General features: G+C 72.5%; 9 protein-coding genes. 6 read left to right on the top strand and 3 right to left on the bottom strand.

Annotated elements, in window-relative coordinates; all coding sequences use genetic code 11:
• The first annotated feature begins 60 nt into the window (after positions 1-60).
• Genes ACIPYQ_RS08075 through ACIPYQ_RS08090 form a run of 4 tightly spaced genes read left to right on the top strand, consistent with a single transcriptional unit; the run spans position 61 to position 9,010 of the window.
• Positions 61-4,665: a condensation domain-containing protein gene (locus ACIPYQ_RS08075; RefSeq protein WP_401247343.1), complete on the top strand. Its 4,605-nt coding sequence runs from the start codon at positions 61-63 to the stop codon at positions 4,663-4,665.
• Positions 4,666-4,670: 5 nt separating this feature from the next.
• Positions 4,671-6,989 (top strand): amino acid adenylation domain-containing protein, encoded by a 2,319-nt coding sequence (locus ACIPYQ_RS08080; RefSeq protein WP_401247716.1) that lies wholly within the window; start codon positions 4,671-4,673, stop codon positions 6,987-6,989.
• Positions 6,990-7,019: 30 nt separating this feature from the next.
• Positions 7,020-8,291 carry a cytochrome P450 gene (locus ACIPYQ_RS08085; RefSeq protein WP_361760422.1) on the top strand — a complete coding sequence of 424 codons (1,272 nt, stop codon included), beginning with the start codon at positions 7,020-7,022 and terminating at the stop codon, positions 8,289-8,291.
• Positions 8,288-9,010, top strand: a complete 723-nt coding sequence (locus tag ACIPYQ_RS08090) for a thioesterase II family protein (RefSeq protein WP_401247346.1) — start codon at positions 8,288-8,290, stop codon at positions 9,008-9,010. Before ACIPYQ_RS08085 ends, ACIPYQ_RS08090 begins: the two co-directional genes overlap by 4 nt.
• A 303-nt stretch (positions 9,011-9,313) precedes the next feature.
• Here the strand turns inward: ACIPYQ_RS08090 and ACIPYQ_RS08095 are convergent, their stop codons facing one another.
• From ACIPYQ_RS08095 to ACIPYQ_RS08105, 3 genes are all read right to left on the bottom strand, one after another.
• Positions 9,314-14,461 carry an amino acid adenylation domain-containing protein gene (locus tag ACIPYQ_RS08095; RefSeq protein WP_401247348.1) on the bottom strand — a complete coding sequence of 1,716 codons (5,148 nt, stop codon included), beginning with the start codon at positions 14,459-14,461 and terminating at the stop codon, positions 9,314-9,316.
• 456 nt (positions 14,462-14,917) lie between these two features.
• A complete protein-coding gene (locus tag ACIPYQ_RS08100) occupies positions 14,918-18,325 on the bottom strand; it encodes an amino acid adenylation domain-containing protein (protein ID WP_401247351.1) in 3,408 nt (1,135 codons plus the stop codon).
• A 98-nt stretch (positions 18,326-18,423) separates the two neighbouring features.
• Positions 18,424-19,188: a thioesterase II family protein gene (locus ACIPYQ_RS08105; protein ID WP_401247354.1), complete on the bottom strand. Its 765-nt coding sequence runs from the start codon at positions 19,186-19,188 to the stop codon at positions 18,424-18,426.
• Positions 19,189-19,352: 164 nt separating this feature from the next.
• Here ACIPYQ_RS08105 and ACIPYQ_RS08110 point away from each other — a divergent pair, with 164 nt between their 5' ends.
• Entirely contained in the window at positions 19,353-19,490 is a 138-nt protein-coding gene (locus ACIPYQ_RS08110; RefSeq protein WP_361760408.1) for a hypothetical protein, read from the top strand.
• Between the two features lie 405 nt (positions 19,491-19,895).
• On the top strand, positions 19,896-20,843 hold the full coding sequence (locus tag ACIPYQ_RS08115; protein WP_361760405.1) for a chlorinating enzyme: 948 nt from the start codon (positions 19,896-19,898) through the stop codon (positions 20,841-20,843).
• Positions 20,844-20,902: the final 59 nt, after the last annotated feature.

Below are 20,902 nucleotides of genomic sequence, written 5' to 3' on the forward strand. Positions count from 1 at the left end.
GTCACGGCCATCGAACCCGTCTTCTTCTCCACCGTCCCGTCACCGAAGAGTGAGGCGCCCATGCGACCGGTAACGCTGACAGCCGAACAGAGGGAACTGCTCAATCGTCTGGTGGACCTCCAGGTCCCGGCTGCCGCGAACAGCCGCATCACGACGTACGGCGGCGACCGCGATGCCATGCCGCTGTCCCCTGCCCAGCAGCGCATCTGGTTCTTCAGCCGGCTGCAGCCCGAGGCGACCCTCTACAACGTCTCGGGAGCCGCCCGGCTGCGCGGCCGGCTCGACGTGGAACTGCTGCACCGCTGCGTCGGCGAGATCGTCGGCCGGCACGAGGTGCTGCGCACCACTTACCACCAGGTCGACGGCGTGCCCGTACAGACCGTCCGCCCCTTCACCGGCATCGACCTTCCCCTGGTGGACCTGACGGACCTGCCCGCCGGAGCGCGGGAGGCGCAGGCGCAGCGTCACTGCCGGGCCGAGACCGACCGGCCCTTCGACCTCGAACGCGATCTGATGCTGCGGCCGGTCCTGCTGCGGCTGGCCGCGGACGAGCACCTGTTGCTGATCGTCCAGCACCACATCGCCACCGACGGCTGGTCGCTCGACGTCCTGATCCGCGAGCTGGGGGAGCGGTACGGCGCACATCTGCGCGGCGTCGCCCCGGAGCTGCCCGAACTCCCGATCCAGTACGGCGACTTCGCCGCCTGGCAGCGCGCGTGGATGGACGAGCCGGCCGTGCAGCGCCAGCTCGACTACTGGCGCGAGCAACTCGCCGCCACCCGGCTCGTGGACATCGCCACCGGCCTGCCCCGGCCGACCGAACTGACCTTCAAGGGCGGCACGCTCCAGTACCGGATTTCCCCGGAGATCGTCCGTCGGATCACGGACCTGGCCGACGCCGAGCGCGCCACCCCGTACATGGCGCTGATCGCGGCCCATTCGGTGGTGCTCTCGCGCTGGAGCGGCCAGGACGACATCATCATCGGCTGTGCCGTCGCGGGGCGCAGGCGTGCCGAGCTGGACAACCTCGTGGGCTGCTTCGTCAACGAGGTCGCCATGCGCATGGACACCTCCGGGGCGCCGACCTACCGCGAGCTGGTCCGGCAGGCCCGGAACGTGTGCCTGGGCGCCTACGACCACCAGGACGTGCCCTTCGAGCGGGTCGTCGAGGTCGTCGTCCCCGAGCGCGACACGCTCGCCAAGGTCCCTCTCGTCCGCCACCAGCTCGGCTTCCACAATGAGCGGCGTTCGAGCATCGAGTTGCCCGAACTCACCTTCTCCGTAGAGCCTTTGAGCACGAACACCGCGCGCTTCGACCTCGAAGTGGACCTCTCGCCCGACAGTGACGGCGGCATCAGCGGCACCGTGTACTTCTCCACCGACGTCTTCACCGAAGACATCGTGCTGCGCATGCTGGACTCCCTGCGCACGGTCCTCGACGGGGCGGGCAAGGAGCCGGACGTGCCCGTCACCGGCCTGCCGGTCCTCGGTGAGCGCGAGCTGGCCCTGCTGGCGGACGACAGCGGTGTGCGCCCGGCGCCGGCGGAGCCCCGCGCCACGGCTGTGGCGCTCGTGGAGGAACAGGCACGGCTGCGCCCCGACGCGCCCGCCGTCCGCCACCACAACGGCGGTCTCACCTTCCGGGAGCTCGACGAACGCGCCAACCGGCTCTCCTGGTGGCTGAAGGACCTGGGCGTGACCCCGGGGCAGCCCGTCGCGGTCTGCATGGCGCCCTCGGCCCACCTCGTCGTCTCCCTGCTCGCCGTGCTCAAGGCCGGCGCCCTGGCCGTACCCGTCAACCCCGGCTATCCGGTCGCCGACATCAACGAGGTGTTGCTGGACTGCTCCACCGGACTCGTCCTTCTCGACGGCGAGGGCCCGGCCGGGCTGGACTTCATGGTCAGCCCCGTCGATGTCACCGCGGATCTGGCGCAGTGGCCCGCCGACGGCCCGGCGGCCGTCCCGGCGCCGGAGCAGGGCGCCTTCGTCAACTACCTCCACACGCCGGACGCCACCCCGCGAGGCCTGGTCAACACCCATGCGGGCGTCGCCCACCGGCTCCGCTGGGCCGCCGCCACCTATCTGGACGGGGCGGGCGCGGACGGCGCGGAGCACACCGTGCTGTCCACCGGAGCCGGATTCGACCTCTCTCCGTGGGAGTTCCTGTGGGCCCCGGCGGCCGGGGCGTGCCTGGCCATCGGCGACGGCGGCGAGCCCGCCGTGCCGGCCGGGACCCCGTCCTTCGAAGGCGTCACCGTTCTGCGGTGCACCCCTTCGGAACTCGCCGCGCTGCTCGACGCCGGCGAGGTCCCCGCCGGCCTGCGCCAGGTCGTCCTGCAGGGCGAGCGCCCCTGGCCCGCCCTCACCGCCCGGTTGCGCGAGGCCGCCCCCGATTGCCGCCTGCACCTCCAGTACGGCCCCGCCCAGGCGGCGCTGGACGTCATCGCCCAGCGGTTCGTCGCCGAGAGCCGCTCCGAGGCCCTCACCTCGGCGGCCGGTGCGCCCGAGTCCGGCGCCACGCTGCGCATCCTGGACGCGGCGGGCCTGCCGGTACCGATCGGCGTTCCGGGTGAACTGTGGCTGGGCGGTGCCCCGCTGCCCGAGGGGTACCTCGGCAGGCCGCACGAGAACCGCTCGCTGCTGGCCGACGACCCGCTGGGCGAGGGCGACGCCCGCCTGGTGCGCACCCACCAGCGCGTCCGCCGTCTTCCCGACGGCACCCTGGACCCGCTCGGCGAGGACGTCCGCGTACGGACCCACCGCGTCGAGGCGAGCGAGGTCGAGGCGGCGCTGCACGGCGTGTCCGGCATCGAGCGGGCCATGCTGACCGCCCGCCCGGGCGACGAGGACCCCGACCTGATCGCCCACGTGTCCCTGCGCGCGGAGGACGACCTCGACGGCGCCGCCACGGACCGCGCGAGGTTCGCGGAGATCTACTCGACGCGCGCCGCCGAGGACGATCCGACGCTCAACGCGGGCGGCTGGAACAGCCCGCAGACCGGCGAGTACCTCACCGCCGCCGAAATGCGCGAATGGGCCGACACCACGTTCCGGCAGATCCTCGCGCTCGAGCCGGCCCACGTGCTCGAGATCGGCTGCAAGACCGGTGGGCTGCTGTTCCGGCTGGCGCCCCGCTGCGCCTCGTACACCGGTACGGACCTCTCGGCCCACGCGCTGCGCCACATCCGCGACCACCGCGACTGGCTCGCCAGCAAGGTCGACGACGTCGAGCTCCTGGAGCGTGCCGCCGACGACTACGACGGACTGGCCGAGGGCGGCTTCGACACCGTCGTGCTCAACTCGGTGATCCAGTACTTCCCCAACGCCCGCTACCTGGAGCGGGTCCTGGGCGGAGCCCTGCGGATGCTGCGCCCCGGCGGCCACATCTACCTCGGTTCCGTACGGAGCCTCCCGCTGCTGGGCGCCCTGCACCTGCCCGGACAGCTGGACCTCCTCCAAGCCGACGATCCCGCCGGCCAGCTGTCCCGGGCGGTGTCCGCCCGAGTCGGCCACGAAGAGGAACTGGCCCTGGATCCGCGGTACTTCACCGAACTGGCCGGGCGACTGCCCGGGATCGGGGCGGTGTACCTGCTCCCCAGGCTCGGACGCCACCGCAACGAACTGGGGGTGTACCGCTACGACGTGGTCCTGCGGGCCGGTGAGCCGGCGCGCCCCGGCGTCGCGGACCTCACCCTCGACTGGCAGACGGAGGGCCTGACGGCCGACGGCGTGAGCGAGCTCCTGCGCGAGCGGGCCCCCGGGCGGATGCGCCTCTCCGGCGTGCCGGACAGCCGTGTGCACAACCGGCTGCGCGCCTGCGCGGACCTGATGGCGGGACACACCACCACCGTCGCCGAGACCGCGGCGGCGCTCACGCCCCGCCGCGCGGAGCCCGGCGGGGCGGTGGACCCGTACCTGTTCACCGCACTGGCGGAGAAGGCCGGCTACACCGCCCTGGTCCTGTGCGCCGACGGCGCGGCCGACGGCGCCGTCGACGTGCTGTTCACCCGCGCGCAGGACACCGGCGCCGAGCACGCGGGCACCGCGGAGCTCCTGCCGGACGGTTTCGGCAGCGCCGTGGCGACCGCCGCGACGGCCCCGCACGGCACTCTGCACAACGACCCGCTGGCCCTCACCCGGGAACGTGCCGCGGTGACCAGGATGCGCCAGCACCTCCAGCAGCGGCTGCCCGCCCACGCGGTACCCGAGCACGTCATGGTGGTCCCCGGCTTCCCCGTCGGCCGCACGGGCGTGGCCGACCCCGCAGCCCTCCCGGACCCCGACCTCGCGGCCGTGGCGGCGGAGGCCCACCGGGAGCCCGCCACCGAGACCGAGAACAAGCTCACCATCATCTGGTCGGCGGCCCTCGGCGTGGACCGGGTCAGCGTCCACGACGACTTCTTCGCACTGGGCGGCCACTCGCTGCTCGGCTCCGAAGTCATGGACACCGTGCGCCAGGAGTACAAGGTCGACGTACCGCTCGGCCTGCTCTTCGAGTCGCCGACCATCGCCGCCGTCGCCGCTTACGTGGACGAGCAGCTGGCCAAGCCCGGCCCGTCCGCGGCCCCCATTCAGCGCGCCGACCGGTCCGCCCTGCGCCGTCGCCGTGGTGCGGCCCCGGCCGCCTCCGTCCCCGTCCCCGCCCCCGCCAAGGAGAACTCGTGACATCAATGATCGAATCGCAGGAGCGCGGGGCGAACGGTCCGCTGGGCGAAACGTTCGCCCAGGAGCCCGCGGCCGCCGTGGCGTGTGTGGTCGCGGTCCTGCACCGGTGCACGCTTCAGGAGACCGTACGGGTCGACTACCAGGACGCCGACACCGAAGGCCTGCTGTCCTTCGACCTGTCCCAGGACCCGACGCCGGCCGAGCTGACCGCCGAGGCGGTCGCGGCCCTGGCGGCGCTCGCCCGGGCCGGTGAGGACCTGGACGGTGAGGAGCCGGACCCGTCGGCCGTGGCCGACGTCCGGTTCGTATGGGACACCGAGCCCCAGGGGAGGCCGTCCGCGCTGACCGTCGAGGCGGGTGCCGCCCAGTGGCGGGTCACCGCGGGCCCCGGGCGGTACACCGCGGAGGACGCCGAGCGGTTGACCGGGATGCTGCGGACCGCGCACCGGGCCGCGTCCGCGGACTCGGCGGACGCGCCGCTGTCGGTCCTCCCGCTGGCCGGCGCCGAGGACCTGGCCCTGCTCGCCGCCCACGCCGGTACGGGCCGCGCTCCCGTGCCCGCCCGTCCGCTGCACCTGATGATCCAGGAGCAGGCGGAGCGTACGCCGGAAGCGGTCGCCGTCAGCTGCGCCGGAGCGGAGCTGACGTATCGCGGGCTCACCGCACGCGCCGACCGGCTCGCCCTGCGCCTCCAGGAGGAGGGCGCGGGCCCGGACCGGGTCGTCGGAGTCCTCGCCGAGCGGTCGCCCGAACTCATCGTCGCGCTGCTGGCCATCCTCAAGTGCGGCGCCGCCTACGCCGCGTTCGAGCCGGACCTCCCGGCCCAGCGGCTGCGCCAGCTGCTGGCCGACGCAGGGGTCGGCCACGTGCTGGCGCAGGACAGGTACGCCGGCTCGGTGCCGGCGGGCATCACCGTGCTGCCGCTGACGGCGGCCGAGCCGGAGGGCCCGGTGCCCACGGTCGGAGTCGAGGTGGCGCCCACCGCGGTGGCCTACGTCAGCTTCACCTCCGGATCGACCGGGGCCCCCAAGGGCGTCCGCGTTCCGCACGCCGCCGTCTCCCGGCTCGTCGTCGAGCCCGACTGGGCCGAGTTCGGCCCGGACGACGTCTTCCTGCAGCTCGCCCCGGTGGCCTTCGACGCCTCGACCCTCGAACTGTGGGCCCCGCTGGTCAACGGGGGGCGCCTGGTCGTCCACCCGCCGGGTCCGCTCTCCACCGAGCAGCTCGCCGCCACGCTCGTGGACGAGAAGGTGACCGTCGCCTGGATGACCGCGGGTCTCTTCCACCAGATGGTCAACCAGCACCTGGACGCGTTCGCCGGTCTGCGGCACGTGGTGGCCGGCGGTGACGTGCTCTCCGCAACGCACGTGAGGCGTCTGCTGACCGCCCGTCCGGGGCTCGTGTTCACCAACGGCTACGGGCCCACGGAGAACACCACCTTCACCACCTGCTGGACCTCCAGCGAGCCCCCGGCCGGGAACTTCGTCCCGCTGGGGAAGCCGATCAGCGGCACCCGGGCCCTGGTACTGGACCCGGATCTGTGGCCGGTGCCGGTCGGTGTGCCCGGCGAGCTGTACGCGGGCGGCGAGGGACTGGCCCACGGGTACGCGGGCCGGCCGGGTGCCACCGCGGAGCGCTTCGTGCCCGACCCGTTCGCGTCCGACCCCGGTGCGCGCCTGTACCGCACCGGTGACCTGGTGTCCCGCCGGCCCGACGGCACCCTGGAGTTCCTGGGCCGGGCCGACCGGCAGATCAAGGTGCAGGGCTACCGGGTGGAGCCGGGCGAGATCGAGGCCGTGCTCGACCGGCACGAGGACGTGCGCCAGTCCGTCGTCGTGGCCCAGAGCGACGGCGCGGTCGGCAAGCGGCTGCTCGCCTACATCACCGCCGAGCGGCCCGAGGACGACAGCCCGGCCGCGCTGGGACAGCGGCTGCGGGAGTGGCTGCGCGGCGAGCTGCCCGGCTACATGGTCCCGTGGGCGATCCTCACGCTGCCCGAGCTTCCCTTGAACCGCAACGGCAAGGTGGACCGGGCCGCGCTGCCCACCGCCCGCCGGACCGCCCGGTCGCTCGCCACCGAGTACGTGGCCGCGCGTACGGCCACGGAGACCGCCGTGGCCGAGGAGTGGGCCGACCTGCTGGGGGTCGAACCGGTGGGTGTGGACGACGACTTCTTCGAACTGGGCGGCCACTCGCTCATCGCGGCCGACCTGCTGGGGCGCCTCCAGGACCGCTTCGACGTGGAGCTGTCCGCACGCACGCTCTACCTGCGCCCCACCGTCGCCGAACTGGCCGAAGAGCTCGACAGCCAGACGACCGCCTGAATTGTCGTTGAGACAGGGAGACCATCCGAAATGAAGCTCAGCCAGCCAGTGGCCCCGGAGCTGATCGACCTCGATTCCGTCGATCTGACCGATGCCGTGCTGTACGGGGAGGGCGACCCCCACTCCATCTGGACCAACATGCGACAGCGCGACCCCGTGCGCTGGCAGCAGGTCGACGACACGCTCGGGTTCTGGTCGGTGACCAAGTTCGACGACGCCGACCTCGTGCTGCGCGACCACACGCTGTTCACCTCCCAGCGCGGCACCATGCTCTACCTGCTGGGCAAGGACGACCCGGCGCGCGGTCGGCAGATGGCCGCCACCGACCCGCCGCGGCACACCCGTATGCGCGTCCCCATGCAGCGGGCCCTGTCGGCCAAGCAGGTGGAGAAGTACCGGGAAGCGGTCACCAACGAGGTGCACCGGCTCCTGGAGCCCGCCCTGAGCGGGGAGCAGTTCGACTTCGCCGAGGCGATGATGTCGCTGCCGATGGCCACGGCCGGCACCATGATGGGCCTGCCGCGTGAGGACTGGACCCGGCTGACCCAGCTGACGACGATGTCGATCGCCCCGGACGACCCGGAGTTCGCGGGCCCCAACGGTGCCGAAGAGACGCTCCAGACGGCTCACCGGGAGCTGTTCGCCTACTTCCACGACATCCTGCGGGAGCGGCGCGGCAACCTGGGCGACGACCTCATCAGCCTGCTGCTGGGCATGGAGATCGACGGCCGGAGCCTGGAGACCGGTGCGGTCCTCTCCAACTGCTACAGCCTGATCCTCGGCGCCAACGTCACCACTCCGTTCGTCCCGACCGGCGCGATGGCCGAGATCGTCGGCACCCCGGTGCTGCACGAATGGCGCCAGGACCCCAAGCTGCTGAACACGGGGGTGGACGAGGCGCTGCGCTGGTCCTCGCCGACGAACCACTTCATGCGCTACGCCCTGCAGGACATCGAGCTGCGCGGCAAGAAGATCCGGGCGGGCGACGCGGTCGTGGTCTGGCTGGGCTCGGCCAACCGTGACGAGGAGGTCTTCGAGAACTCCTTCACCTTCGACATCCGGCGCAAGCCCAACCGCCACCTGGCCTTCGGCAGCGGTCCGCACTACTGCGTCGGTCACACCGTGGCCCGGATGAGCATGAAGATCCTGTTCACCGAGCTCTTCGAGAACTTCGACGACTTCGAGCTCGCGGGCGAGGTGGAGCACCTGCACTCCAACTTCGTCGCCGGCATCAAGCACATGCCGATGGTGGCCAAGGCCCGTGCAGGAGCGGCCCTTTCGCGTGTGGAGGCGGTCAAGTGAGCACCTCGAAGTGGTTCCTGCGCGAGCCGTCGCCGGAAAGCGCCTCGCGCCTGTTCTGCCTGCCCTACTCCGGGTGCGGGGCGAGCATGTACCGCAAGTGGCCGCGGTTCCTCGGTGACATGGAGATCGTCCCGGTCCAGCTCCCCGGGCGGGAGAACCGCTTCCGCGAGGAGGCGTACCAGACGTACGAGGCCCTCGCCGATGATCTCGTCGAGGTGCTGCACCCGTACCTGGACCGCCCGTTCGGGCTCTTCGGCCACTGCGGCTCCGCGCTGCCGGGCTACGAGACCGCGGTCCGGCTGCTGGAGCGGGGATACCCCACCCCGGCGCGGCTGTTCGTCTCCTCGCAGGTCGCTCCGCACCGTGGTCCGCACGGCCGTTTCCTGGAGATGTCCGACGCCGAACTGGCCGACGAGGTGCACGCGCTGATCGTGCAGCTGGGCGGCAAGCCGCGCCCCGACCTGGTCGATCTGAGCCTGGAGATCCTGCGGGCGGACGTGGAGACCAACAAGCGCTACCACCCGGACGAGCCCGTCCGTCTGCCCTGCCCCATCACCGCGCTGGGATGGGACCAGGACGTGGAGGTCGACTACCGGCTGATGGACTCCTGGGCGGACTGCGGCGAGACCACCTTCCGGGTCCTGGAAGGACCGCACTACCGGTTCATGGACGCGCCGGACGACCTGATGGACGCCTTCCTCGCGGATCTGAGCGCCTGACCCGGGACGAAGACGCGCGGTGACGAAGAAGCCCTGCCGGGGATCCCGGCAGGGCTTCCGCGTTTCCCCGGGCGGACGGTCACGGAAGGCTCCCGGCCGCGAGGGCGGATGATGCCCGCGGCCGCCGGCGGCCCCTGCCACGGGCGGCCCCTGCCACGGGCGGGCGCTGCTGCGGGCGGGCGCTGCCCCGCGCGGGTGTGCCACCCCCGGAACGGGCGAACCCACCGGCCCGGCCGTGTGGCACGACCAGCCCGGTGGGTTCGCCACCGCCTCCGACTTCCGGCGCCGGGAGGTTGTGCCCCCCTAGGACACGCCCTCACCGCCCGGCTCCTTGGCGAGCAACGCGGTGACCTCCTCGTCCGAGAGCCCGGACAGCCACCCGAGTACGTCGTCCACCTCGCCGTCGCCCGCCTCGGAAAGCTGCCTGCTCTGCACCATTGCCGCCATCCGCTCGATGGTCAGTGACCCGCTGAGCAGCTCACCGGCGGACAGGGTGACTCCGAACGCGTAGCGCACGCGCATCGCGACCCGGGTGGCCATCAGCGAGTGACCACCGAGCTGGAAGAAGTCGGCGGTGACCGACGGATCCGCTATCCCGAGCACCTCGCTCCAGATCTCGGCCACCTTGTGCTCCACGGGGTTGCGCGGCGGGACCATCTCCTCGGCTGCGGGCGTCCACAGCGTCGGATCCGGCAGCGCCCCGCGGTCGAGCTTGCCGTGCGGACTCACCGGGAGCTCCGCCATGACGGTCACCGCGTCCGGGACCAGGCCCGCCGGCAGTGCCTGTTCGAGGTGGTCGCGCAGCATCTCGGGGGAGGGGGACTCCGCCCCCGCGGGCACGACCCAGGCCAGCAGCCGCGGCCGGCCCGAGGTGTCGGGCCGTGCCTCCACGACCGCGACGCGCACGAGCGGATGCCGGTTCAGCACCGCCTCGATCTCGCCGGGCTCCACCCGCTGGCCGCGGATCTTGAGCTGGCGGTCGAGCCGGCCCAGGTACTCGAACGTCCCGTCGGGGTGCATCCGGGCCCGGTCACCGGTCCGGTACAGCCGTTCGCCGGAGTGGTAGGGGTCGGGCACGAACCGCTCGGCGGTCAGGCCGGGGCGGCCGAGGTAGCCGCGTGCCAGGGCGATCCCGCCGATGCAGAGCTCTCCCGGGGCCAGCGGCGGGGCGATCCCGCCCGATGAGTCGAGAACGTAGAGACGGGTGCCCGCGATCGCGCGCCCGATGGGAACGCGGAGCAGGCCCGCCTCCTTGGGGCCGACCTCCTGGGCCGTGACGTCGATCGCCGCCTCCGTCGGCCCGTACAGGTTGTGCAGCTCTACGCCGGGCAGCACCTCGGCGAAGCGCTCGGCCGACGAGGGGGGCAGCTCCTCGCCGATGGTCACGACCCGACGGAGCACGCGCGCGGTGAGCGCGGCATCGGGCTCCTCCAGGAAGGTCTGGAGCATCGACGGGACGAAGTGGCAGGTGGTGACGGAGTGCCGGACGATTACGTGGGCGAGGTAGTGCGGGTCGCGGTGCCCCTCCGGCCGGGCGAGGACCACCGTGGCCCCGGCGATGAGCGGCGCCAGCAGCTCCAGGCCGGCGACGTCGAAGCTCACCGGGGTCTTGAGCAGCACCGATTCCCCGGCTCCCAGGCCGTAAGAGCGCTGGAACCACACGAACTGGTTCACCAGGGAGGCGTGGGTCGTCATGACGGCCTTGGGCTCGCCCGTCGAGCCCGAGGTGAACAGGATGTTGGCGAGGTGGTCGGGCAGGACCTGCGCGGGCGTGAACGGGCCGGGCCCGCTCTCCTCGGGATCGACCAGCACGGTGCCCTCGGGAGGCGTGAGCCCCGGCGCGGATCCGATGAGGATCCGGGCCTGCGAGGCCGCGATCTGCCGCGTGAGGCGGTCCACCGGGTGAGCGGTGTCGAGGGGCAGGTAGGCGCCTCCGGCGAGGAGCACGGCGTACGCCGCGATGACCAGCTCGGGCGAGCGCGGCAGACAGATGGCGACCGGCTCGTCCTGGGTCACACCGAGCTCGTTCAGCCGGGCCGCCAGCCCCCGTGCCCGTGCGTCGAGGTCGCCGTAGGTGAGCGAACCGCCGTCCCATGCCACGGCCGTCGCATCGGGGGTCGACCGGGCGACGCGCTCGATGAGGTGGTGGACCAGCAGGTCGTCGAACGCCGCCGGGCCTCCGTCCGCGACGGTGCGCGCGATGCGCTCCGCCTCGGCGGGAGACAGCGTCGGCAGGTCGGCGACGGCGGTGGCCGGATCGGCGAGCGCCGCATCGAGCAGGACGGGCAGTCCGGCCAGCAGGGCGGCGACGGTCTGCTCCTCGAACAGGTCGGCCGCGTAGACGGCGTGGCCCGTCAGGGAGCCGTCGACCTCCGGACCGAGGTGCACGGCCAGTTCGAACTGTGCGCCGGGCGCCGGCAGTTCGAAGGGCTCGGCGCGTACGCCCCCGGCCTCCCAGGGCTCGGTCGGAAGGTTCTGGAGCGCCAGGAGGGCACGGACCAGCGGAGCGCGACCGTCGGCGGGCCGCTCGGTGGTCGCACGGACGATCTCCTCGAACGGAGGCCGCTCGTGGTCATAGGCCGCGAGGCACTGGGCCCGGACATCGTCGACGACGGCCGCGAAACTGGCCGAACGGGTCCGCACGCGCAGCGGCATGGTGTCGGCGAGCATCCCGATGGCGGTTTCCGTGCCGGGCTGGTCCCGGCCCGCCGCCACGGTGCCGACCATCAGGTCGTCCTGGCCGCTCCACCGGCCGAGGAGCACGCCGAAGGCCGCCATCAGCACCATGAAGGGGGTGGCTCCCCGGTCCGCGGCCACGGTCTGCAGTCTTGCGACCATGTCCGCGGGGATCCGTACGGGCAGGGACGCGCCGTGCCAGGTCGGCGCGGCCGGAACGGGAAGGTCGGTGTGGAGCTCCAGCGCCTGCGCCCCGTCGAGCCGGTCGCGCCAGGAGGTGAGGGCCTCCTCGGTCCACGGCGCGCGGGCCGGGATCGCCGACGGTACGGGCTCGACCTTCCCGTCCTTCCGGTAGGCGTCGCCGAGCCGCTGCAGCAGCAGGCCCATCGACCAGCCGTCGAGCACGGCGTGGTGCGCGGCGATGCCGAGCACCCAGTCCTGCGCGCTCCGCCGCAGCAGGAGCAGGCGTACGAGCGGGCCGGAGCCGAGATCGAACGGTTCGGCGGCCAGCGCGCGCAGCTCCTCGTCCACGCGGTCCTCGCCGGGCGCCGACACGTCGCGCAGCGGCAGCCGGAACACGTCGGCGGTGGGCAGGACGGACAGGGTCAGGGTGTCGTCCGCTCCGCGCAGGAACACCGAGCGCAGGAGCGGGACTTCGTCGAAGAGGCCGATGAGGCACCGCTCCAGCAGCCCCTGGTCGAGCGGACCGTGCAACCGGAGCCCGCCGGCGACGTGATAGGCGTCGCCCGCGCCCATCTGGTCGAGCAGCCACATCCGCTCCTGCTCGGGGCTGACGACCGGCGGCCCCTGGGGTGCGGCGCCGGCCGGCCGCGCGGGTTCGCCCGCCGGGAGCGCGGCGAGGTCCAGCGGTGTGAGGCCGTCCAGGAACCGGGTGAGCGGGACATCCACGCCGCGCGCGTCGAGGAGCGCCGCCTTGAGCCGGACGGCGCGCAGCGAGTCGAGCCCCTGGCCGACCAGCGGTGCGTCCGCGACGAGTGCGGAGGGGTCGGTGTCCAGTGCGGCGGCGACGAGCTCGGCCAGCTCGGCGGGGATCGCCGACGCCGGGCGGGCCCGCTCGGCCTTCGCCACCGGCTCGAGCGCTCCGGCGAGCCAGCGCGCGCGGGTCTCCGTACGCCGGACCTTGCCGCTGCTGGTGCGCGGGACCTTGCCGACCCGGACGAGGACGACGTCCGAGAGCGCGAGCCCGTGCTCGGCCGCCACGGCCTCGCGCACGGCCGCGACGACGAGGGGCGCGTCCTCCTCCCGGAACGTCCGGACCACCTCGTGCACGAGCACGACCTGCTCCGACGTCCCGTCGTCGACCGCGAACGCGGCGCCCCGGCCCGGGTTGAGGAGCGGGTGGGACCGCTCGGCCGTCAACTCGATGTCCGGCGGGTAGAGGTTGCGGCCGCGGACGATGATCAGGTCCTTGATCCGGCCGGTCACGTACAGTTCCGCTCCCTGCCGGAAGCCCAGGTCCCCGGTGCGCAGGAAGGCGTGTCCCGGGTGGCCCTGCGCCACGGCGTTGAAGGCGGCGGCCGTCTGCTCGGGCCGGTTCCAGTAGCCGTGGGCGACGGTCGGGCCGCTGACCCAGACCTCGCCGACGACGCCCGGGGGCAGCGGCTCGCCCGTGGCGGGATCGACGATCAGGGTGAGGTCTTCGTGGTGGGCCCAGCCGCAGCCGGTCAGCTCGGCGGCGGCCTCGTCGGGCGCGGCCGGGACCGCCCGGCCCGCGTCCAGGTCCGACCGCCGTACGCGCAGGACGGGGGGCTCGGCCGCCGGGTCGGCCCTGCCGGTGACGAACAGGGTGGCCTCGGCCATGCCGTAGCACGGGTAGAACACCGAGCGGCGGAAGCCCGCCGCGCGGAAGCCGTCGGTGAACGCGTCCATCGTGGCACCGCGCACCGGTTCCGCGCCGACGAGCGCGTGCCGCAGCGCCGACAGGTCGAGCTCGTCGCGCTCCTCGGCCTTGGAGCGGCGCAGCACCTCGGCGTAGGCGAAGTCGGGGGCGGCGGTGATGGTCGCCCGGGTCCGGCTGAGGGCCCGCAGCCAGCGCATCGGCTCGTGGATGAAGGTCAGCGGCGAGAGGAGCGTGCAGGGGAAGCCCGTGTGCACCGGCTGCAGGATGCCGCCGATCAGTCCCATGTCGTGGTAGGGCGGCAGCCAGCTGACACCGCGGCTGTTCTCGTCCAGACCGAGCGAGCGCCCGATCGTCGACGAGTTGTGCACGAGGTTGGCGTGGCTGAGCATGACGCCCTTCGGCGTCCCGGTGGAGCCCGATGTGTACTGGAGGAACGCCAGGTCGTCCGGGGACAGTTCCGGCTCCTGCCAGTCCTCCGGGGCCGTGGGTGCGTCGTCGGTGGTCGCCCACTCCAGGGCGGAGCCCAGTTCGAGCCGGTTGCCGCGGTCGTCGATCATGGCGAGCGTGTCGGTGTCGACCAGGGCCAGCACGGCGCCGGAGTCGGAGGCGATGGCCCGCACCCGCTCGAGGCCGTTCGCGCCGAGCGGCGGATAGACGGGGACGGCGACCGTCCCGGAGTACAGGCAGCCGAAGAACGCCGTCACGTAGTCGGGGCCGGGCTGGTGCAGGAGCAGGACCCGGTCGCCCCGGTCGGTGTGCTTCTGGATCAGCGCGGCGACCGCCCTGGCGCCCCGGTCGAGTTCGGCGTAGTCCAGTCCGCGGATCTCGGTCTCCGAGATCTCGAACTCCAGTGCAAGGCGATGAGGAGTGGTCTCGGCCCGCCGGCGGAGGGTCTCGATGAAGGTGGGGTCCATGTGAACTCCTCGAACGAAGGTCGGTCAGCAGTAGCGGACCAAGAGGTCGTGGAAGCGGCCGGCGCCGAAGCGCACGGCCTCGGCGGTGCCCGCTCGCTGTCGGCGTGCATCGCGTCGGGTGGCGGCTGCCCGCAGGGAGCGGCACCGGTACCCGGACGCAGCGGGGCGGTGCCGGGCCCGGCGAAGAGCCGGGCGCCGGCGGACGCCGGGGTGATCACGGGTGGCGGCAGCCCGGGGGCGCCGCGCACTACGGCGGTGATCGCGTCGAAAGGGCCACCGGAGGCCGGGGGCTGCTCCGGGCCGCCGTCCGGCAGGGACGGCGGCCCGTGATGCAGCCGGTACGACCGGGTCCCGACCGCCGTACGTCGCCGGTACCGCCCGCACGGCATGCGCAGTACCGGCGACGGCGGCCGCAACCCGGTCGTCGTTCACGATGACGGCGTGGCCGTCACCGGCTCATTCGGCGAGCTTCTCGGACACCTGGTCCGCATCCATGGCGCTCACCTGGAGGATCAGATCCGCCATGCGGTCGACGTCCACACCCGCTTCGGCCGCGGTCGAGCGGAGCCGGCCGGCCAGCCCGAGCACCGTGCCCGCGCCCATGAAGTCGCGGATCGAGAGGTCCACCCGGAACAGGTCGCGGATCTGGGAGACCGCCTGCGTCACGAGCAACGAGTGCCCGCCGAGGTCGAAGAAGTCGTCGGCCGCCCCCACCCGGTCCAGTTCGAGCACCTCGGCCCAGATTCCGGCGAGCACCCACTCCAGCGGGGTGCCGGGCTCGACGTAACTGCCCGACAGCTCGGGCCGGTCCGTGGCGGGATCGGGCAGTGCGGACCGGTCGAGCTTGCCGCTCGGCTGCAGGGGGAATTCCTCCAGCAGGACGAAGGCCGAGGGCACCATGTGGTCGGGCAGCCGGTCCAGCAGGTGCCGCCGCAGCTCGCCGACGCTCGGCGGCAGGGGGCCACGGGTGGTGAGGTAGGCCACCAGGCGCTGGTCGGAGCCCGCGCCGCGCAGGAGCACGACGCTGCGCTTGACGTCCTCGTGGGAGTTCAGCGCGGCCTCGATCTCACCCGGCTCGATCCGCAAGCCGCGCAGCTTCACCTGGTGGTCGAGCCTGCCCAGGAACTCCAGCTCGCCCGAGGAGCGCCAGCGCGCGCCGTCACCGGTGCGGTAGAGCCGGCCGGAGGGGTCGCTGTCGAACGGGTCGGGCACGAACCGCTCCGCCGACAGGCCCGGCCGCCGCCAATAGCCACGCCGCACGCCCGCGCCGCCGATGAAGAGCTCGCCCCGCACGCCGACGGGGACGGGTTCGCCGTGCGCGTCGAGGACGTACAGACGCTGGTTGGGCAGGGGTCGGCCCCACGGAATGCTGCCGGGGATCGGCTCGGGCCGTCGCACCAGGTGGTAGGTCGAGCAGTACGAGACCTCCGTCATGCCGGCGAGGTTGTAGAGCTGCAGGTCGGGCAGCAGCCCGCCGAGCCGCTCGGCGAGCCCCGGCGACGGCCGGTCGCCGCCGAGGACGGCCATGCGCAGCGCGGCGCCGTCGAGGCCGGGGCCGCCGTGGGCGTGGTTGACCAGGAGTTCGAGCAGCGCAGGCGCCGAACTCCACGTGGTGACCCGGGTGTCGATGAGGAGCCGGCGCAGCTGTTCCGGATCGGTGACTTCGAGGTCGGCGGGCGGGACGACCACGCAGGCGCCCGCGATCAGGCTGCCGAGGATCTCGTAGACCGACATGTCGTAGTTGAGGCTGGACACCGCCAGCATCCGGTCCGTCGGCTGGAGGCCGAGGGTCAGGTTGAGCCCGCCGAGCGTGTTCACCACGCCGCCGTGCTCGTTGGCCGAGCCCTTCGGCCGGCCGGTGGAGCCCGAGGTGTAGATGACGTATGCCAGGGTGCGCGCGTGGGCCTGCTCGGGCAGCGGTTCCACCGGGCCCTCGTCGCCGATGTCGTCCACGAGCACGAGCGTGGGGGCGGCGCCGGCATCGTCACCGTCCCCGCTTCCCCCGTTCAGCCGGCCGGTGGCGGCCACGGAGCGGTCGGTGACGATGAGCGAGACGCCCGAGTCGCGGACCATCAGATCGATCCGGCCCTGCGGATAGCCGGGGTCGAGCGGTACGTACGCCGCGCCCGCCTTGAGGATGCCGAGTACGGTCACCACCATGTCGGCCGAGCGGGGGAGGCAGACTCCGATGAGCTGCTCCGGTCCCGCACCCAGGGAGCGCAGCCGGTGCGCGAGCCGGTCGGCGCGCTCGGTCAACTCGCGGTAGGTGAGCACGGTGTCGCCGCACTCGACGGCCGGGGCGTCCGGCCGGAGCCCGGCCTGAGCCTCGACGAGGGCGTGCAGGCGGTCGGTGGCGTCGGCGGCGCTCGCGCCGCCGGTCCCGGAGAGCTCGCCGACGAGGTGGTCCCGCTCGTCCGCCGACAGCATGGGCAGCCGGTCGACGGGCTGGTCCGGGTCGGCCAGCGCGGCCTCCAGCACCTGGACGAACGCGCGGGCGATCCGCCCCGCGGTGGCCGCTTCGAAGAGGTCGGTGCTGAACTCGACCCGGGCGCGCAGCCCGCCGTCGTGCTCCGGGACCAGATCGAAGACGAGGTCGAACTTGCTGGCGTCCTGGCTCGTCGCCAGGTCCAGCTCCTCGACCTCCAGCCCGGCCAGTGCGGGCTCCTGCCCCGGCACGTCGCGCAGCGCGAGCATCACCTGCACCAGCGGCACGGGGCCGAGCGAGCGGTCCGGCCGCAGCGCCTGGACGAGCTTGCCGAAGGGGACGTCCTGATGGGCGTAGGCCTCGGTGCAGGTCTGCTTGACCTCGGAGAGCAGCGCCGCGAACGGCGACGCCGCCGGTACGTCCACGCGAAGCGGCAGGGTGTTGACGAAGAACCCGGCCAGCGGCTCCAGTTCGGGGTGGGAACGCCCGGCGAGCGGGGAGCCGATCACGACGTCCCGCTCGCCGCTCCACCGTGCGAGCACGACCGCGAACGCCGCCACCAGGACCATGTACGGGGTCGTCTTGCGCTCCTCGGCGAAGGACGCCACCCCCTTCCACAGTTCCGTGGGGAAGGCGAACGGCTCCGACGCGCCGCGCCAGGTGCGCGCCGCCGTGGGCGCGTGGTCCGCGGGCAGCTCCAGCACCGGGGCGCCGTCGAGGCGCTCCCGCCAGTAGCCGATCTGGCTGTCCAGCGGGCCGGTGGCGAGCCAGTCCCGCTGCCAGACGGCGTAGTCGGCGTACTGCGTCTCGAGCTCCGGCAGGGGCGAGGGCACACCGCGCCGGAAGGCGTCGTAGAGTGCGCCGAGCTCACCCAGGAGGACGCCGAGCGACCAGCCGTCGCCGGCGATGTGGTGGAGCCCGAGCAGGAGCACGTGGTGCTCGTCGGACAGGCGCAGCAGGCGCGCGCGCACCATGAGGTCGGACGTCAGGTCGAAGGGCGTGGTGGTCTCGTCCCGCAGCGCGGCGGCGACCTCGTCCTCGCTCCCCGCGTCCACCACGGGAAGCGGAACCGGCCGGGGCCGGCCGATCCGCTGCTCGGGGCGACCGCCCTGGTCGGGGAAGGTGGTGCGGAGCACCTCGTGCCGACGCACGATCTCGTCCAGGGCTGCGCCGAGGGCCCGTCGGTCCAGTGCGCCGCGAAGGCGCAGCGCGCCGGACATCACGTAGGCCGTAGATTCCGGGTCCGTCTGCGCCAGGAACCAGAGCCGCTCCTGCGCGTAGGAGAGCGGGAAGCTCGGCTCGGCGCCCTCGCGCGGCAGCCGGCGCGGCCTGAGCGCCGCGGCCTTGCGCCGGGCGAGCTCCAGGGTGAGCAGCGCCCTGCGCTCCTCCGAGAGTCCCTCCAGGGGGAGTTGGTTCGTCCGTCCGGCTGTCTCTCCCACCGTGCTGCTGTCCGCGTCACCTTCGTGCGCTTCGGATCTATCCGCCTTGACCATGCCTGCTCCTCCTGTTCGGCCTCGCCCACGTGCGCCTGAATCACTCACCCGGAACGCATGAGCCGGCCGCCGACCGCAGCGTTCGCGTCCTCGGCCAGCGCGGCCAGGACCGGCCCGACGGATTCCTGAACGAAGAAATGACCACCCGGGAAGCTGCGGGGCGGCTGCTCGCGCGTCGTGTGAGCGGCCCAGCCCCGCTCCGCCGGGAGTCCGTCGACCGTCGGGTCCTGCTCGCCGAGGTAGACGTGCAGCGGGCAGTCGAGCGGTGGCTGCGCGCGCTGCTCCCGGTGTGCGACGAGATCGAGATCGGCGCGCAGCGCCGGCAGCATCTCGGAGAGGAACTCCCGGCTGCCGAGCAGCTTCTCGGACGTGCCGCCGAGGTCGCGGAGCCAGGTCACCAGTTCCTCGTCCGAGGCGTCGGACGAGGTCTGCGACACCTTCCGCCGCTCGGGCGGCTCGCTCGCGGCGGCGACCAGGGCCACCGGACTCCACCCGCGCCGGGCACGCAGCTCGTAGGCGAGGTCGAGGGCGAGAACCGCCCCCATGCTGTGCCCGAAGAGCATCACCGGCCGCTCCAGCAGCGGTGTCGCAGCGTCGGCGAGCTCCGCGACGGCGTCCTCGAAGCTCGTGGCCGCGGGCTCCTCCAACCGGCCACCATGACCGGGCAGTTCGAGCGCGGCCACGCCAAGGCCCTCAGGCAGCAGCTCCGGCCAGTCCTTGAACAGCCGTGCACTGCCGCCGCCGGGTGGCAGGCAGAGCAGCCACATCCGGACCTCGTCCGCCTCCGACCACACCCGTAGCGCGTTCATGCAAGACCACACTGTTCCCGTCGAGTCAAACGATTGCTGCGAAGTTGGCTCGAGGCTCGCAGCAGGTACGGGTGCCGACCAGTCGGGGAGTTCCCTTACCCGTCGGGGGGCGGCAACTCCTCGGCCAGGGCGCTGTTTCGTGCCAGACTGCGGGACGCACCGGCATGGAGCGTGAAGGGGTGACGGTGATGGTGACCATGTGGTACGACCAGAACGGCCGGAGGTGCGACGTGCACGCCATCCTGCCCTTCGCCGAACTGCCGGACGGGGCCGCTGCCTTCCACGTCGTCGCGCTGTTCTAGCTCCTTCTCCGGGTCCGGCCGCCGGAGGTGAGCGCCCCGGCCGTGCGGCACCCGGCCGTCAGGACGGGCGCACGGGTCCGCGGTCCGGTCCGTCACACCGCCGGCTTCGCAACCGCCCTTGATTCCGCCCCGACCGGCTCCGGCCACCTCGGTGATATCGCCACGATCGCCGAATTGACCCGCCTCCATGGCACCGGCATGCCTCCGTCAGAGGCTCCGCGCATTTCGGAGCCCACGATTTTCACCGCCCCTTTCACCCAGTCCGACTGGTGTGATGAAATGCGTCCAGCTTGACCCCTGGGGGCGGCGCAGAATGGTAGTGCAGAAATCTATTGCCGAGCGATCGGCTTTGGGTCTCTGTGTTTTCCGGCTCTGTTTCAGCGTGTGTTCGGCGAAAGGTACGAAATGGAACAGCAGAATCTGAACTTCTCGCTCACAACCGAGGAGATAGAGCAGTTTCATCGCAATGGGTTCATAGGTCCGTTCGACCTGTACGAGCCCGAGGAGATGGAGAAGAACCTCCGCGCCCTGCGCCCCAAGCTGCTGAGTACGAAGAATGCCGTCTACAGCCAGGAAAAGGCTGCCTCCGGCAGCACGAACCTGGCCAACTACGACCGGCACCTCGACGTCGACTTCCTGGCGGAGCACATCGCCCGCCCCGAGATCGTCGACCGCGTCTCCAGCCTGCTGGGTCCGGACGTCCTGTGCTGGCGGAGCGAGTTCTTCCCCAAGTACCCCGGTGACGAGGGCACGGACTGGCACCAGGCCGACAACTTCTCGAACGTGGCCGGCTCCAAGCACCCGCAGATCGTCTGGCCCGAGGACGCCGAATTCGGTGGCACCATCACCGTATGGTCCGCATTCACCGAAGCGTCGGTCGAGAACGGCTGCCTGCAGTTCATCCCGGGCTCGCACAAGACGATGAACTACGACGAGTCGAAGACGATGACGTACGACGCCGACTCGATCAACCAGAAGGAAAAGGACGGTGTGCGGCGCGGCTTCTTCGGCTACGACTACCGTCAGCTGCAGAAGGACCCCGACTGGCGCCCGGACGAGGCGAAGGCCGAATCCCAGGTGATGCGACAGGGCCAGTTCATCATCTTCTGGTCGACGCTGATGCACGCGTCCCACCCGCACAGCGGTCTCACCGACCAGATGCGTCTCGGATTCGCCGGCCGGTACCTGCCGACGTCCGTGAAGGTCTACCCGCATTCCGACGCGCTCCAGGAATTCGGCGGTGCCGCGAGCCTCGACAAGTTCGGCAACGTGCTGGTCTCCGGCAAGGACGAATTCCACCACAACCGGTTCGTCGAGACCACGGTCAACGGGTACCGCTTCCCGGTCCGCTAGACCGCGCCCGGCCGGCGGACGCGCACCCGAGGCGTGTCCGCCCCCGGACCCCGGCACGT

This window comes from Streptomyces sp. NPDC090045, from assembly GCF_044747975.1.
Classification (GTDB): domain Bacteria; phylum Actinomycetota; class Actinomycetes; order Streptomycetales; family Streptomycetaceae; genus Streptomyces.